This is a genomic window from Bacillus sp. AFS059628 (genome assembly GCF_002571225.1).
GTDB lineage: Bacteria > Bacillota > Bacilli > Bacillales > Bacillaceae_G > Bacillus_A.
This window is the reverse complement of record NZ_NVEC01000107.1, coordinates 1-15212: the sequence shown is the minus strand read 5'-3', so window position 1 is coordinate 15212 and position 15212 is coordinate 1. Positions and strand designations below refer to the sequence as shown.

Annotated in this window: 14 protein-coding genes and 1 pseudogene; 10 read left to right on the top strand and 5 right to left on the bottom strand. The window is 34.3% G+C overall.

The annotated features are described in order from the left end of the window. The first annotated feature begins 90 nt into the window (after nt 1-90). Nucleotides 91-1422, top strand: coding sequence for a D-serine ammonia-lyase (locus COL05_RS28540; RefSeq protein WP_098671036.1), 1332 nt, complete (start codon nt 91-93; stop codon nt 1420-1422). A gap of 156 nt (nt 1423-1578) precedes the next feature. Further along, nucleotides 1579-2826: a DUF445 domain-containing protein gene (locus COL05_RS28535; protein WP_098671035.1), complete on the top strand. Its 1248-nt coding sequence runs from the start codon at nt 1579-1581 to the stop codon at nt 2824-2826. Nucleotides 2827-2856: 30 nt separating this feature from the next. On the opposite strand, the gene exsE is transcribed toward COL05_RS28535, so the two are convergent. Genes exsE through COL05_RS28515 form a run of 4 tightly spaced genes read right to left on the bottom strand, consistent with a single transcriptional unit; the run spans nt 2857 to nt 5795 of the window. Further along, on the bottom strand, nt 2857-3813 hold the full coding sequence (gene exsE / locus COL05_RS28530) for an exosporium protein ExsE (protein WP_098671034.1): 957 nt from the start codon (nt 3811-3813) through the stop codon (nt 2857-2859). Further along, nucleotides 3810-4880 carry a hypothetical protein gene (locus COL05_RS28525; protein ID WP_098671033.1) on the bottom strand — a complete coding sequence of 357 codons (1071 nt, stop codon included), beginning with the start codon at nt 4878-4880 and terminating at the stop codon, nt 3810-3812. Before COL05_RS28525 ends, exsE begins: the two co-directional genes overlap by 4 nt. Beyond that, nucleotides 4873-5316: a hypothetical protein gene (locus COL05_RS28520; protein WP_098671032.1), complete on the bottom strand. Its 444-nt coding sequence runs from the start codon at nt 5314-5316 to the stop codon at nt 4873-4875. Before COL05_RS28520 ends, COL05_RS28525 begins: the two co-directional genes overlap by 8 nt. After that, nucleotides 5313-5795: an RNA polymerase sigma factor gene (locus COL05_RS28515; protein WP_265153271.1), complete on the bottom strand. Its 483-nt coding sequence runs from the start codon at nt 5793-5795 to the stop codon at nt 5313-5315. The genes COL05_RS28520 and COL05_RS28515 overlap by 4 nt, the downstream gene beginning before the upstream one ends. A gap of 283 nt (nt 5796-6078) precedes the next feature. On the opposite strand from COL05_RS28515, the gene COL05_RS28505 reads away from it, so the two are divergent. The 6 genes from COL05_RS28505 to cls all read left to right on the top strand — a co-directional run bounded on the left by COL05_RS28505 (nt 6079) and on the right by cls (nt 12500). Continuing rightward, nucleotides 6079-6717, top strand: coding sequence for a response regulator transcription factor (locus tag COL05_RS28505; protein ID WP_098671031.1), 639 nt, complete (start codon nt 6079-6081; stop codon nt 6715-6717). 4 nt (nt 6718-6721) lie between these two features. After that, a complete protein-coding gene (locus COL05_RS28500) occupies nt 6722-7822 on the top strand; it encodes a sensor histidine kinase (RefSeq protein WP_098671030.1) in 1101 nt (366 codons plus the stop codon). Nucleotides 7823-7945: 123 nt separating this feature from the next. Next, entirely contained in the window at nt 7946-8884 is a 939-nt protein-coding gene (locus tag COL05_RS28495) for an ABC transporter ATP-binding protein (protein WP_098671029.1), read from the top strand. Nucleotides 8885-8921: 37 nt separating this feature from the next. Further along, entirely contained in the window at nt 8922-10031 is a 1110-nt protein-coding gene (locus tag COL05_RS28490) for an ABC transporter permease (RefSeq protein ID WP_098671028.1), read from the top strand. A gap of 1 nt (nt 10032) precedes the next feature. After that, on the top strand, nt 10033-11178 hold the full coding sequence (locus COL05_RS28485; protein ID WP_098671027.1) for an ABC transporter permease: 1146 nt from the start codon (nt 10033-10035) through the stop codon (nt 11176-11178). Between the two features lie 110 nt (nt 11179-11288). Then, entirely contained in the window at nt 11289-12500 is a 1212-nt protein-coding gene (cls, locus tag COL05_RS28480) for a cardiolipin synthase (protein ID WP_142337706.1), read from the top strand. Between the two features lie 52 nt (nt 12501-12552). Here the strand turns inward: cls and pyrH are convergent, their stop codons facing one another. After that, nucleotides 12553-13296: a UMP kinase gene (pyrH, locus tag COL05_RS28475; protein ID WP_098253734.1), complete on the bottom strand. Its 744-nt coding sequence runs from the start codon at nt 13294-13296 to the stop codon at nt 12553-12555. Nucleotides 13297-13676: 380 nt separating this feature from the next. On the opposite strand from pyrH, the gene COL05_RS28465 reads away from it, so the two are divergent. After that, the gene (locus COL05_RS28465; protein WP_000713273.1) at nt 13677-14948 is read left to right on the top strand and encodes a cation:dicarboxylate symporter family transporter; all 1272 of its coding nucleotides are present in this window, start codon (nt 13677-13679) and stop codon (nt 14946-14948) included. A 24-nt stretch (nt 14949-14972) separates the two neighbouring features. Beyond that, a pseudogene (locus tag COL05_RS28460) lies at nt 14973-15212 on the top strand (lyase family protein); the annotation flags it as partial.

The window sequence follows — 15212 nt, the reverse complement described above, 5'->3', positions numbered from 1 at the left end:
TAACTAAAGTGAATAATTTATGTTAAACTATATTAAAATTAATTTAATTATAATTTATTGAATCATAAAAGGCTATGAGGAGGAAGAAAAATGAAGAGAATAGAGAATGTAAAAGAGGAATATCCACTAATAAATAAATTAATCGTAACAGAAGAAGTATTTTGGGTGAATCCGAATATGGAAAAGTATGAAACGGCAATAAAAGATTCTCCATTGAATGAAGAGAATGTAAAAGATGCAGAAGAAAGGTTAAAGCGTTTTGCACCATACATTGCGAAAGTGTTTCCAGAAACGAAAGGAATGGGTGGCATTATAGAATCACCCTTAGTGAAGATACCTTCTATGAAAAGGTCTTTAGAGAAAAATTACGGGCAGTCTATATTAGGAGAATTGCTATTAAAATGTGATAGCGGGCTTCCGATATCAGGGTCAATTAAAGCTAGAGGCGGCATTTATGAAGTGTTGAAACATGCTGAGCAATTAGCTCTGCAGAATGGAATGTTACTAAAGGAAGATAATTATTCCATTTTAGATAGTGATACATGTAGAGAGTTTTTTGCGAAATACTCAATTGCGGTAGGTTCTACAGGTAATTTAGGGCTAAGTATTGGAATTATGAGTGCGAAATTAGGTTTTAACGTAACGGTTCATATGTCAGCAGATGCAAAAGAATGGAAAAAAGATTTATTAAGAAGTAAAGGTGTAAACGTTATTGAGTATGAAGCGGATTATAGTAAAGCAGTAGAAGAGGGGCGTCAGCAAGCAGATGCAGATCCTAGCTGCTATTTTGTAGATGATGAAAACTCCCATGATTTATTTTTAGGATACGCAGTAGCAGCGTCGCGTTTACAAAAGCAATTGGAAGAGTTAGAGATTGTAGTAGATGAAGAGCATCCTTTATTCGTTTATCTTCCGTGTGGAGTCGGAGGAGGGCCTGGCGGCGTCGCATTTGGTTTAAAGTTATTGTATAAAGACAACGTGCACTGTTTCTTTGCGGAGCCAACGCATTCTCCATGTATGTTACTCGGTTTAATGACAGGACTTCATGATAAAATTGCTGTTCAAGATATCGGGATTGATAATGTAACAGACGCGGACGGACTAGCGGTAGGAAGACCGTCTGGATTTGTCGGTAAAACGATGGAACCATTTTTGAGTGGGAATTACACAGTAAGTGATGAAGAGTTATATAGATTGTTGAAAGAACTAGCAGATACAGAAAATATTTATTTAGAACCTTCTGCGTTAGCTGGTATGATAGGTCCAGTGAAAGTATGTAAAGAAGATGAGTATTTACAAAAACAACAGTTAACAGAGAAGATGAAGAAAGGTACTCATATTGTGTGGGGAACTGGCGGTAGTATGGTTCCAGAAGATGTGATGAATGGGTATTATAAGAAAGGTTTAGAATTAATACTATAAGAAAAATGAGGCTAGTTATAGCCTCATTTTTTCATGTACATAAAAATCTTTGTTATTTTCACATATGTTCTTTATAGTATAGATATAAAGAATTACTAAGATTGAATAAATATAACAAAAAAGCTTTATTTTACATAATAAGAGGATGTGTATACGATGTCATTACAGACTAAATATATAGCGGGTATTTCGCTTGGGGTTATGGGAGTAGGATTTGCCGCTTCTATCCCCTTTCAAGGAACGGTAGCAGGGGAGATTATACAAGGGGGATTTGAAGCTGGATTAGTTGGTGGACTTGCGGATTGGTTCGCAGTTACAGCATTATTCCGTCATCCGATGGGAATTCCAATTCCGCATACTGCGTTATTACCTAAAAATCGTAAACGAGTAACGAAAGGACTCATTCATACGTTAGAAAATGAGTGGCTGACGAAAGAAAGTATTACGAATAAAGTAAAAGAAATGCAGCTAGCGCAAATGGTGCTACAAATTGCTGAGAGAGAAATGCAGTCTGACGCTGTGAAAAAAGGGATTGTAACGATTGCGGAGAAAGCGATTGTTACAATAGATACGGAAAAATTAGCGGTTATTATTGAAAAAGAATTAAAAACGTATTTGCATACAATCAATACAAGTAACATTTTACAAGTGCTTGTTGATCAATTAGTTGTGCAAGAATATGATGAAAAGACACTTGATTACATTTTAGTAAAAGTGAAAGATTGGACAGCGCAAGATGAAGCACGATACCAGCTCGGAAGCTTGGGTATGAAGGCGATGGAAAACATAAAAGTAGATGGATTTTTACAGTTTACTTTGAAATCGTTTATGAATATTGTAGATGAAGATAAAATTGGCGGTATTTTGCAGAAATTCATTATTAGCAATATTAACAGCTTACAAGATGCAGATAATAGCACAAGACAACTTATATTATCAAAAATGCGTCAAGAAATTATAAATGTAAAAGAGAATGAAGCATTACTGCAAGAATTAGAAAATTGGAAAGAAAAATGGATTGCTAATTGGGATGCTACTGACAAAATTAAAGAGATGCTGGAGCAAGTACAACAAAGGGCAATTACTTTTGTGAAAAATGAAGAATTTGCTGATAAATATGTTATTCCATTTTTACAAACACAAATGAATAAAATAAAAGAAGATGAACAAACTGTTCAAAAAATAGAAGAGTGGCTACAAAAACAAGTTGTCACACTTGTGGAAAAGAATCATTCGAAAATCGGAAAACTTGTACAAGAAAACCTTGATAAGTTAGATGATAAAACGTTAATCGAGATGATTGAAAATAACGTCGGTAAAGATTTACAGTGGATCCGAGTAAATGGGGCTGTTTGCGGATTTATGATTGGATTAGTGTTAGAGGGAATTAAAGCGATTATATGAGAAAAACCTTCCACAATTGTGGAAGGTTTTTTATTTTTCAATAACACTCATATTTAAATTGTAAGCTTTCTCAATGTTTAACTTATACGTCCCATTGCCTGTTTTAATCGAGTTTTTATACCAATGTTCTTGCTGGTTGAATTCTGGATTTTCTTCTGAAGTATTATCTTCTTTTTTCGTTAAATCTTCTACTTGTCCCCAAGGTGTGCTTCCATGTGCTTCTTTTTGATTCGTTACTGCTGTTAAAGATACATCGCTCTCTTTTGCAAGATGGACAGACACTCTTGAACTTTCTTGTACAAACCAATTATTTTGTAACTGACCTGGGTAAAGGGATAAATCGTTATTTGAAGCACGAACTTCTACATTTTTATTTTGCGGAAGAACGAGTGTCGGTTTGACTTGTGGTGCTGAATTCCATAACGTATGTTGAATTGGTAATGATTTTAAAGTGATATACATTGTTTCCCTGACTGTTTGAACTGAAAGGAAATCTTCTTGTTTTAAATTAAGTTTTTCATTAGTTTTCGTTGTCATTTCATATGTCCCAAGAAGGTGAATTTGATTTGTATCATTTCCCTCTATCGTTAGAGGTTGATGCCCCGCATCTACTACGATTTTTTTGATAGATTCAGGTATATCAAATTGTCCATCTGGAATATTACTCGTTTGCCTCGTTGTGTTAATAGAATGGCGAACTTCATCTAGTAATCCAGTTGATAATAAACAATAAAAAGCAATTCCAACGCTTCCTAAAACGCCGATAAAGAAAATACTAAAAATATCATATTTAATAAAGGATTGTTCGTTCTTAGAAAATAGAAGGTATAGTAAAATTTCCACGCCAAGTATAATAAGTAAAACAGGCCACCATGCTGTTAAGGAATCTAATACCGCAGTACCTTTTATAACTGAAAATAGTAAGAAGCAACCTAATGAAATAATAGAAAGCCCCATTGAAAATGTTCCAACGCGCCATGTTCTCATTCTTTTGTACCACCTTTGTTTTCTTTATTTCCAAGTAACAATTTAAAGCCGCCACCAATTAAGAGGAGTGCAACGATAGATGTTTGGAAATAGCGATAATATAGCTCGCTAAGATGAATGTTAAATATAGTTGCAAAGTAATCATTCAAAATAGGAAGGAGTGTTTGATCTAATAAATAATAACCACCGAGTGTAATTAACCCAATACCGATCCATCTTTGATGATTGATAAAATAATCAATGATAGGTTCGTCATGTACACGTTCTTTTCCATACTTTGCAGTTTGCTGTAAAGCGTCAAAGAAGCTATAGAACCAAATGATTGGCACTAAAAATAAAAACGCAGAAAGTCTTAATAAGTCAAGTAAATAGATAGAAAGTAAAAAGGCTGCCATAAGCTGAAGGCCGCGGCGTTGTAAGCCTAAATACATATGTCCCGCTCCGGGGAACATTGCTAAAATAGAAGCGAATGTTTTATTCTTCTTTCCTTGTTCACGATGCTCCTCAAACTCTTCGAAAATAGTACGATCATCTAGTTGCTCGCCACGTTCTTTTTTCTGAAGTTGCTGAACAACATCGAAGAAATTGTAAATCCATAAAACAGGTAACGTAATAAGGAAGATAAGAAAGCTTTCTTGCGATGTTAAAAGTGCAACGAAAATAATCATACTTCCGATTCCTGTACAAGCCACTAAAAATGTAAGTCCACGTTGCATAAGTCCTAATTGAAAATGTCCAAGTCCAGGGATGATGGATAGAAGAATGATATAAAATCGTTCGCTCTCTTTGGAGGACTCTGTCAATTCTCCGGCTGCTTGTTTTTTTGATTGATTAATAATGGTGATAACTACATCTAATAAATTGATTGCCCATAACACGAATAATAAAAATAGTGAAAGAAAAGCAATATCACGCGCTCCCAATGCTATTGTACAAAATGCTGCAAAGATAAATAGAAATACAGCGCCTCCGCTATATAATATAAACCGTCCAAATTTCTTTAAATATAAATGTCCAAGCCCGGGAATTAGCCCTAATACAAGTGCTAAAAAGGGATTTTTATTCATGCTTTGAACCTCCGTCCTTTTTTGATGTGTCTACCGATTTGTTTACAATTTGTTGTGAGATAGAAGACTCGTTATGTTTTGAAGATTTCTCGAAATTTGATGTCGCTGTGAAAATATATTGGAATAAACCACTTACCATAAAAATAATTGTAGCCGCCGTTGCAATTATGTAGTGAATAATCGTTCGCTTTAATGAGTTTGTTTTTATATTTTCATTAGGTTGTAGCGTTTCAAAATCAATTTGCGTCATAACTTCATTCGTAAATGAATCATCATTTATCATTGGAAGGTTTTCATGCTGTTCATCGATACTTTCCATATAAAGTGCTAAACAATGATCACATTCATAAAGGTGTTCTTCCATAGATTCACGTTCATTGCTTTCTATACAATCTAAAGTATAATTGCGCCAAGCTTCTTTTGAATAATGCATCATAGAAACTCTTCCTCCTTCCAATGTTTTTTAATCCATTTTCTTGCCCGATACAGTTTCATTTCGACTGTTTTCACTTCGATGTTTTCCTGCAAAGCAATTTCGTGATAACTTTTTTCTTCTAAGTAATGTGCGAGAACGACGTCACGATAATTTTCAGGAAGTTCTCTCAGTTTTTGAGCAATGAGTAATTTTTGCTCTTTCGTCAATAATAAAGCCTCAATATTTTGAGAGGATTTTATATTTTCCTCAGTTTCTTTACATAAGGAGAGTTCTTCGTTTTCTCTAGCTTTTTTTCTCTTATAATCAATAGCGTGATTGGTGGCAATACGCGCCATCCACGTTTTTAATCCGCGAAATTGATAATTTGGGAGAGAGGCGTGAATTTTTACGAATACTTCTTGTGTAACATCTTTCGCATCTTCTTCATGTCTTAAAATAGAAAAGATAACTTGGAAAATATAGTGACGATATGTTTGCACAAGGATACGAAAAGCATGTTCGCTTCCTTGCTGTGCTTTTTCAATTAATTGTTTTTCCTCAATGGGTCTCTCCCTCCTTTTTGACGCATTCTATTATATAGACGTAAGAAATGACTGGTCACCCTACACATGTTGTAAAAAAAGAATAATATATTTTTAGAAAGGAGGCTATATGAAAAAAGGTGTGAAAAAATGGTAAAGAGAAGTATATAATGAGCAAGTGGGAAATGTTACGGGAAGAAAGGATGTGAATGTTAGTAGGGTAAGGTCCATACTAACAAACATGAAAATAAAAATATTAATAGCAGATGATAATTCTTTTATTAGAGAAGGCATGAAAATTATTTTAAATACATATGAAGAATTCGAAGTGGTAGATACAGTAAATGATGGGAAAGAAGCAGTGGACTATTGCAAAAAGAACGACGTTGATATCGCCCTTTTAGATGTTCGCATGCCAAATATGAACGGGGTAGAGGCGACGAAAGTCATTTGTGAAGAGACGAAAACGAAGCCACTAATTTTAACGACGTTTGATGATGATGAATATATTTTGGACGCAGTGAAGAACGGTGCAAAAGGTTATTTATTAAAAAATAATGATCCGGAGCGTATTCGTGATGCAATAAAAGGAGTATATAACGGCCAAACTGTTATGCAAGATGTAGTTCTCGATAAAATTAAGTCTAATTTAATGGAAAGTAAAGAGGAAGAATGTAAAATAGATACAAGTCTTTTTACTGAAAGAGAGCTGAGTATTATCGCATTAATTGCAAAAGGCTTTTCGAATAAAGAAATCTCGAAGCAACTTTTCATATCAGAAGGAACAATTGCAAATTATATTACATCAGTTTTAGGGAAAACTGGACTGGAACATCGCACACAAATTGCGATTTATTATTTGACAGGGAAAGTAGATTAAAGATATGGAATTTTGGTTAATTGTAAGTAAATTAATTGTCTTTATATATATTGTGTTTAGTTACATTTATTTAAATGTAGAGAACTTACCATGGATTATACTTACTTTGCTTTTATATCTTTCTGTAAACGTGCTGATCTCTATATTTAAAACAGATACGTACAAAAACATATTAACTTGCGTATCAATTGGTCTAGTTATGTTATTTACATGGAAGATTCATTCGTTCTTTATTTTGTTTTTACCATTGAACTTATATGAACTTATATTCCGTTATATAGAGAAGAAATGGCAACTCTTCATCATGATGATGATTCCTATTATATTTACAGATGAAAGTATTCGAATGACATATGGATTAATTGTTGCATTTTCTTTTCTCGTATTAACCATGGCAGAACGGTATATATCGCGTGTATTAAAACTTGAATCACAAAATGATAAGATGCGAAAAGATATGCAGCGATTGACGAAAAGCTTACATGAAAATAAAGAGTATATAAGGCAATCAGAATACACATTTAAGTTAGAAGAGAGAAATCGACTTTCTCAAGAAATTCATGATAAAATTGGCCATTCGATGACGGGTGCGCTAATTCAAATGGAAGCAGCAAAGAGATTAATGGCGATAGATAAAGAAAAATCTGCTGAGTTATTACAAAATGCAATTCATATTTCGAAAGATGGAATTGAAAGCATTCGGATTACATTAAAAAATATGAAACCACCAACTGAGCAAATTGGTATTCATCGTATGAAATTATTCATAGAGGAATTTGCTGGTAAGCATGATGTGAATATTCCTTTCGTTTATAAAGGGAACTTAGATATGATTTCTCCTATACAGTGGAAGATTATCGGTGAAAATGTCACGGAGGCATTAACAAATGCGATGAAATATGCTGATGCGACAGTCATTTCAATCGATATTCATGTACTGAACAAGATGGTAAAGGTACAAGTGAAGGATAACGGCAAAGGTGCAGTGCTTGTTAAAAAAGGTCTCGGTATTATGGGGATGGAGGAGCGAACAGCTTCAGTAAACGGAAAAATTATTGTAGATGGAACAAGTGGTTTTTCAGTAACAATGTTGCTGCCGATATGAGGATGAATCATCTCATATGAAAAAAGTGAATAATCTCATGTGAAAAGAATGAATTTCTGCACTGAGCAGGTTCATTCTTTTTGTTTATAATAACAGCAGAGAAACCGAAATAGGGGTGAAATGATGAATACATTAGAAATTAAAAATTTAACGAAAAAATTTGGTGATTTCATCGCGGTAGATAATATGTCTTTATCTATTAAAGAAGGAGAGATATTTGGCTTTTTAGGATCGAATGGTGCTGGTAAGAGTACAACGATAAATATGATTGCTGGCTTGCTAAGAAGTAATGAAGGTGAAATTAGCATATTAGGAAAAAATATAAAGAAACATAATCGATTTGCGAAGATGAATATCGGTATCGTTCCGCAAGATATTGCGATTTATGAAGAGTTAACTGCCTATGAAAATGTGAAATTCTTTGCTGGACTGTACGGGTTAAGAGGGGCCGAACTAAAAGCAAGGGTAGAGGAAGCACTTCAATTTGTAGGACTTAGCGATAAACATAAAAGTTATCCGAAAAACTTTTCCGGCGGGATGAAACGAAGACTGAATATTGCTTGCGCGATTGCACATAGACCGAAGTTAATTATTATGGATGAGCCGACAGTTGGAATTGATCCACAGTCAAGAAACTATATTCTCCAGTCTGTTCGAAAATTAAATGAAATGGGAAGCACGATTATTTACACGAGTCACTACATGGAAGAAGTAGAAGAGATTTGTACGAAAATCGCAATTGTTGATCACGGTAAAGTAATTGCAGAAGGCACGAAAGAACAGTTAAAAGCGATTATTACTGATACGAAAGACATTTGGATTGAAGTGAAGTCAGTAGAAAATTTAGATGTAGAACAGTTAAAAGAAATAAATGGAGTGAAAGCTGTTCAAATTGATGAGAACGTAATTAAAGTAAACTCGGATGCAGGGTTAAACAATTTAAATAAAATTATTCAGCATTTTATTAATCATGACATTGAAATTCGTTCGTTAGAGGAGCAGGCTCCAAACTTAGAAACAGTATTCCTTACGTTGACTGGAAGAAACTTACGAGATAAATAAAATGTAAATGAAGAAAAGGTAAAGGGAGGTTCATCAATTGAACATCTTCAATATTGCAATTATGCATATGAAAAGAGATTTCAGGGACGTAAGAACTTTAGTTTTTATGTTAGCATTTCCGATTGTGCTCATGCTCGTGTTAGGTACAGCATTAAGTAATGCGTTTAATAGTGATAGTCATTCAATTAAAAACATACAGGTGCTATATAAAGATGAAGCAAGTAGCACATTTTCACAAGCATTTGAAGCATTTACGAAAGAGGTTGATAAATCGGGTATTCACTTTAAGAAAATTTCCGAAGGGATAGATGGAAAAGAAGAAGTGGAGCAAAATAAATATGCTGCCTATGTAGAATTAAATACAGATGGTGCGAAATTTTACGGAAGTGACAGAAGTAGTGTTGAGGGAAGTATTGTGGAAGGCATGCTTACAACATTTGTGGATAAGTACAATGTAGTGGGCGAAGTTGCAAAAGTGGATCCTAGTAAGGTGAGCACAGTTATTTCAAACGGAAATCATAATGATTATATAAAAGAAACATCTTTACAAGCTGCGAAAAAGCCAGGTTCTATGGATTACTATGCGGTTGTAATGACAACGATGATTGCGTTATATGCTGCGATGGGGGCGAGTTCTTTAATTCGAGGAGAACGAATACGCAAAACAGGAGATCGCCTTATTGCTGCGCCTATAAGTAAGGCGGAAATATTCATTGGAAAAGTACTTGGTAGCTTAGCAGCAAATGCCCTTTGTATATTACTCGTTATGTTATTTAGTAAATTTGTTTTTCAAGCGAATTGGGGCGACCATCTTGGAATTATATTTATTATTTTATTAACACAGGTTTTTCTAGCAATTAGTTTCGGTTTAGGGATCGGATATATTACGAAAACAGCTGAAGCATCAAGAGCAATTATTATGGTAGTCGTGCAATTAGCTTCTATTTTTGGCGGTGCATATTTCGTAATAGAAGAAAATTTCGTTACGAATTTATCACCATTAACGTGGGCAAACACAGCTGTCATGAAAATTATTTATGCGAACGATATAGGAGCGGCACTGCCGGTAATATGTTTAAATCTTGGCATTTCAGCACTCTTTTTATTAATTTCAATTATTGCATTACGTAGACGGGAGGGGCTATAGTATGAAAGATATTTTATGGCTCATACAAAAAACGCTATCTGTACTTTTGAAAAATAAAAAAAGTTTATTCATTATTATTAGTTTGCCGATAATAGGAACATTAATCTCCTTCTCAATGTATGGAAATGTAGGGCAAGGGACATTAAATATCGGGGTTATAAATAAAGAAAATCAATCTATAGGAAATGATACGGTGAAATTTCTAGAAGGGTTAAATCATGTAAAGGTAAGTAAAATTAAAGAATCTGAAGTAGAAGATAAACTCACTTCCAAAAAACTTGATGGTGTTATTACATTAGATTCTGGTTTTTCTGAAAGTGTTCGAGAAGGGAAGCCGGATCATATAGAAGTTGCATCGATTAAAGGTGATCAAGTAACAGCATTTATAAAATCATATTTATATAACTATATTGATAATATCGCTGCGATTAGTAAAGTGGCAGGGACGGATCAAAGTACGTTTAATAGTATGTACGCTGGTTATCAAAAAAGTTCATTTAAAGTAAAGTCTGAGACACTTGAAGATACTTCGAAAAATAAAGATATGACAAATCAAACGATGGGTTATCTTATTATGTTTATGCTATTTTCAGCAGTAAACTTATCAGGATTTATTTTAAAAGAAAAAGAGAATAGAACGTATTTTAGATTATTATCAACACCAATTGACGGAAAGAAATTTATATTATCCAATGTGGCAGTAAATATGATGATATTAACATTGCAAATTGTCATTGCAGTATTATTTATGACGAATGTTTTTCATACAAATATTAATATGCCTTTCATAGTAATGATTGGTGTGCTTATGATATTTGCTTTAATTGCAGTTGGTTTATCATTAGTCATTGTGTCGTTCTCAAAAAATTCAGCTGCTTCAAATGCAATGCAAAATATCGTGATAGTACCAACATGTTTGCTTGCTGGATGTTATTTCCCATATGACATTATGCCAAAAGCGGTACAAAAAGTAGCCGATTTTCTTCCGCAGAGATGGCTATTAGACACAGTATCAAAACTACAACAAGGACTTCCTATTTCAGATTTGTATTTAAATATTTTAATCTTATTCGCCTTTGCAGTAGCATTCTTCTTAATTGCTATTTATAAGTTTGGAAGAAATAATGATGCGAGAAATTTTGTTTAATATGGAAAGGGTGTGACGTTACGTCGCATCCTTTTTTGTATGAAGCATGAAATGTAAATTGGAATGACAAAATAGAAGGGTGGAAAGAAAATGAGCGGAAGGAAATCAAAATGATTAAAAAAATATTGCGAGTTACTTCTATTATTATTGCTATTGTTGTTTTTATTGTAATTTGTATGCATATCGATGTTACTTTAGGGAGGAAAATGGAAGCTGGGAAAAACATGCCGACAGAGTATGCACCTCATTATAGTGATTTTCAATTATATGTAGAAGGTAAGTCATTTTATAAACAGTTATTTACTGATATAAGAGAAGCGAAGCAATCTATTTACACGTACTTTTTTATTTTGTCGGATGATAAAAGTAGCCATACTTTTTTAAACTTATTAAAAGAAAAGGCAAAAGAAGGAGTAAACGTCTATTTATCGGTTGATCGCATTAATGATTTATCATTTGAAAGCAAGTTGATAAGTGAATTACGGGAAAGTGGTGTACATTTTACTTATAGTAGAAAACTTGAATTGCCATTCGGATTTTATTCACTTCACCATCGTAATCATCGCCGTATTACGACGATTGATGGTGAGATTGGCTATACAGGTGGTTTTAATATAGGAGATGAGTATTTAGGGAAAGATAAGCATTTTGGATATTGGCGTGACTATCATGTGCGCCTTAAAGGGGAAGGAGCAAAAGATTTAGAAGAACAATTCGCTTTAGATTGGAAACGAGATACGAAAGAGGATATAAAAAGAAGTACGAATAAAGCGAGTAAAGGGAATACATTACATACGATGGCTAGCTATAATGGACATCACGTCGCTGAAACATATATCGAATTAATAAAACAATCGAAGCATTCAATCGTAATTACAACACCTTATTTTATAGCGAAAAATAAGGGATTTATGAATGCTTTAATGGAAGCCCAAAAACGTGGTGTTACAGTGAAAATACTTTGGTCATATAAACCAGATATTCCTCTCATTAAAGAGGCAGCGTATCCTTATATTCGTCAAGCTGTTAATAATGGAATTAAAGTATATGGTTATAAAAAAGGAATGTTTCATGGGAAGTTAATGCTGATTGATAATGAACTAACTGTTATTGGTACAACGAACATAACTGCACGTAGCTTCTATATAAATGATGAGATGAATTTGTATATTCACGGTGGAACTATCGTTTCAGAAGTGAATGAGGCATTAACAAGAGATTTTCGTGATTCAAAAGAGATGACGAAAGAATTTTTTGAGAAGTTATCGTTTTGGGAGCGTTGTAAGGAAAAGTTGGGAGGATTGGCTGATTTTTATTTCTAAAGTTTAAAGAAAGGGGGTCTTTTATAGACACCCCATTTTTTATGAGAAATAATTATTTTTCATGCACAAGCAATGAAGCATCATCATTAATCAAAGTCCCTACATGTTCACCTAAACAAATTCTTTTCATTACCCCCGGCTCATCGAAGTTAAAGACGTGTGCTGGTAAATTATAATCACGGGCAAGCAGTAAAGCGGCTTGATCCATTACTTGTATGTTTTGCCTAACAATATCGTTATAGTTTAGTTTTTTGTACATTTTTGCTGTTTTATTATGTTTTGGGTCGCTAGTAAAGACGCCATCTACTCCTTGTTTTGCGACTAATATTGCGTCACTATTCATTTCAATGGCTCTTTGAACACTCGGATAATCCGTCGTCACAAACGGTTGCCCGTTCCCGCCTCCAAAAATAACGATATAACCGTTATCTAAATGGTGGACTGCACGAAGGCGAATGTATGGCTCAGCTACAGCATTAAACGGGATGGAAGTCATAACGCGCACTTCTTTATTTGTTTTACTCGTTAAAACGCCGCGAAGCATTAAACTATTGATAATTGTACCTAGTGTACCGATATTATCAGCTTCTACACGATCAATGCCCCATTCTTCAGCTAAATGACCCCTGAAAATGTTTCCGCCTCCGATGACAATAGATACCTCAATACCTAAATCAACGATGGATAAAATTTCGTTTGCGATATGTTCTAATCGTTTGGAGTTAAAGCTATTTCCGGTTTGATCGGCAAGTGCACCGCCGCTTAATTTAATTAAGACACGTTTATATGGCCTCATAACAATTCCCCCTATATAGATCGCAATAAAAAAGGAACAAAGGCGAATGCCTTTGTTCCTTTTTCGGAAAATGAAAAAGAAAAGAAGAAGAAGATAGAACGAATTTTTGTACATAATTTTTCATATCATCCACTCCTTTTCATTTCGATTTGTTGTAAGTATATATCTTTTTGATTATACGAAAGAATCTGATTACTTATCAAGTATATTTTATTTCTTTTTAATAAAAAGGTGTCAATGAAAAAGAAAAGAAAAATTTTCGAATTTTTTGTGACGAACTTGTAGGTTTTTGTATGATTTTGTAGGTTCCCCTATATGATGTGTGAGTAAGCTTTTATAAATACGAAATGAAAGCGTTCGCATAAAGGGGATGAACATAAATGAAAAAATTCGGATTGGCGACACAAATCTTTGTCGCACTTGTTTTAGGGATTGTAGTAGGGGCAATCTTCTATGGTAATAAAACGGCGATTTCTTATATCACACCAATTGGAGATATATTTATTCACTTAATTAAAATGATCGTAGTACCGATTGTTATTTCAGCATTAATTGTTGCGGTAGCTGGTGTAGGAGATATGAAGAAGCTTGGGAAACTGGGCGGTAAGACAATTCTTTATTTCGAAATTATTACGACAATCGCTATTTTAATGGGATTACTTGCGGCAAATATATTCCAACCGGGTACTGGCGTTGATATGAATAACTTACAACAAAGTGATATTTCTTCTTACAAACAAACAGCAGATGCTACAGAGAAGCAAGGATTCGCTGAGACGATTGTTCATATCGTACCGAAAAACGTATTTGAATCGATTGCACAAGGTGACTTATTACCGATTATTTTCTTCTCAGTACTATTCGGTTTAGGAGTTGCAGCAATTGGGGAAAAGGGAAAGCCTGTCTTTAATTTCTTTGAAGGTGTACTCGAAGCGATGTTTTGGGTTACAAATCAAGTTATGAAATTTGCACCGTTTGGTGTATTCGCATTAATTGCGGTTACGGTTGCGAAATTTGGTGTAGCAACACTACTTCCTTTAGGAAAACTAGTGCTAGCTGTATACGTAACTGTTATACTATTCGTTGTGATTGTATTAGGTATTAATGCACGAATGGTTGGCGTAAACATTTTTACATTAATGAAAATTTTAAAAGAAGAACTTATTCTTTCATTTACGACAGCAAGTTCAGAAGCTGTTTTACCTAATATAATGAGAAAAATGGAAGAGTTCGGTTGTCCAAAGGCAGTTGCTTCTTTCGTTATTCCGACAGGTTATACATTTAACTTGACTGGATCGGCTATTTATCAAGCGTTAGCGGCATTGTTTGTTGCACAAATGTACGGTGTGCACATGTCACTGACAGAGCAAATCACGTTATTATTCGTTCTCATGTTAACATCCAAAGGTATGGCGGGAGTTCCAGGTGCATCGTTCGTTGTTGTATTAGCAACATTAGGTTCAATGGGCTTACCACTAGAAGGTATCGCATTAATTGCGGGGATTGACCGCATTTTAGATATGATTCGCTCATCTGTCAATGTATTAGGAAATGCATTAGCAGCCATTGTTATGTCGAAGTGGGAAGGCGAATTCGATAATGAGAAAGCAAAACAATATGTAGAAACAGTCAAAGAAACAAAAGCAGCATAAGAAATCGTTAAGGAGTGAATAATCATGGCAGCATTAACTGAAGTTAAAAATAGTGTTCGAATTGAAAGAGATTTTTTAGGTGAAAAAGAAGTGCCAAACTATGCATACTACGGCGTACAAACAATGCGTGCAGTTGAAAACTTCCCAATTACAGGATACAAAATTCATGAAGGTTTAATTAGAGCGTTCGCAGTTGTAAAAAAAGCAGCAGCGCTTGCTAATACAGATGTAGGAAGATTGGAATTGAACAAGGGCGGTGCGATC

Excerpts from the sequence above, each read along its gene's own strand:
- pyrH (WP_098253734.1), bottom strand. The coding sequence starts at position 13,296 with ATGAGGCCATATAAACGTGTCTTAATTAAATTAAGCGGCGGTGCACTT.
- COL05_RS28505 (WP_098671031.1), top strand. The coding sequence starts at position 6,079 with ATGAAAATAAAAATATTAATAGCAGATGATAATTCTTTTATTAGAGAA.
- exsE (WP_098671034.1), bottom strand. The coding sequence starts at position 3,813 with ATGAGAACATGGCGCGTTGGAACATTTTCAATGGGGCTTTCTATTATT.
- COL05_RS28540 (WP_098671036.1), top strand. The coding sequence starts at position 91 with ATGAAGAGAATAGAGAATGTAAAAGAGGAATATCCACTAATAAATAAA.
- COL05_RS28485 (WP_098671027.1), top strand. The coding sequence starts at position 10,033 with ATGAAAGATATTTTATGGCTCATACAAAAAACGCTATCTGTACTTTTG.
- cls (WP_142337706.1), top strand. The coding sequence starts at position 11,289 with ATGATTAAAAAAATATTGCGAGTTACTTCTATTATTATTGCTATTGTT.
- COL05_RS28465 (WP_000713273.1), top strand. The coding sequence starts at position 13,677 with ATGAAAAAATTCGGATTGGCGACACAAATCTTTGTCGCACTTGTTTTA.
- COL05_RS28495 (WP_098671029.1), top strand. The coding sequence starts at position 7,946 with ATGAATACATTAGAAATTAAAAATTTAACGAAAAAATTTGGTGATTTC.
- COL05_RS28520 (WP_098671032.1), bottom strand. The coding sequence starts at position 5,316 with ATGATGCATTATTCAAAAGAAGCTTGGCGCAATTATACTTTAGATTGT.
- COL05_RS28525 (WP_098671033.1), bottom strand. The coding sequence starts at position 4,880 with ATGAATAAAAATCCCTTTTTAGCACTTGTATTAGGGCTAATTCCCGGG.
- COL05_RS28535 (WP_098671035.1), top strand. The coding sequence starts at position 1,579 with ATGTCATTACAGACTAAATATATAGCGGGTATTTCGCTTGGGGTTATG.
- COL05_RS28500 (WP_098671030.1), top strand. The coding sequence starts at position 6,722 with ATGGAATTTTGGTTAATTGTAAGTAAATTAATTGTCTTTATATATATT.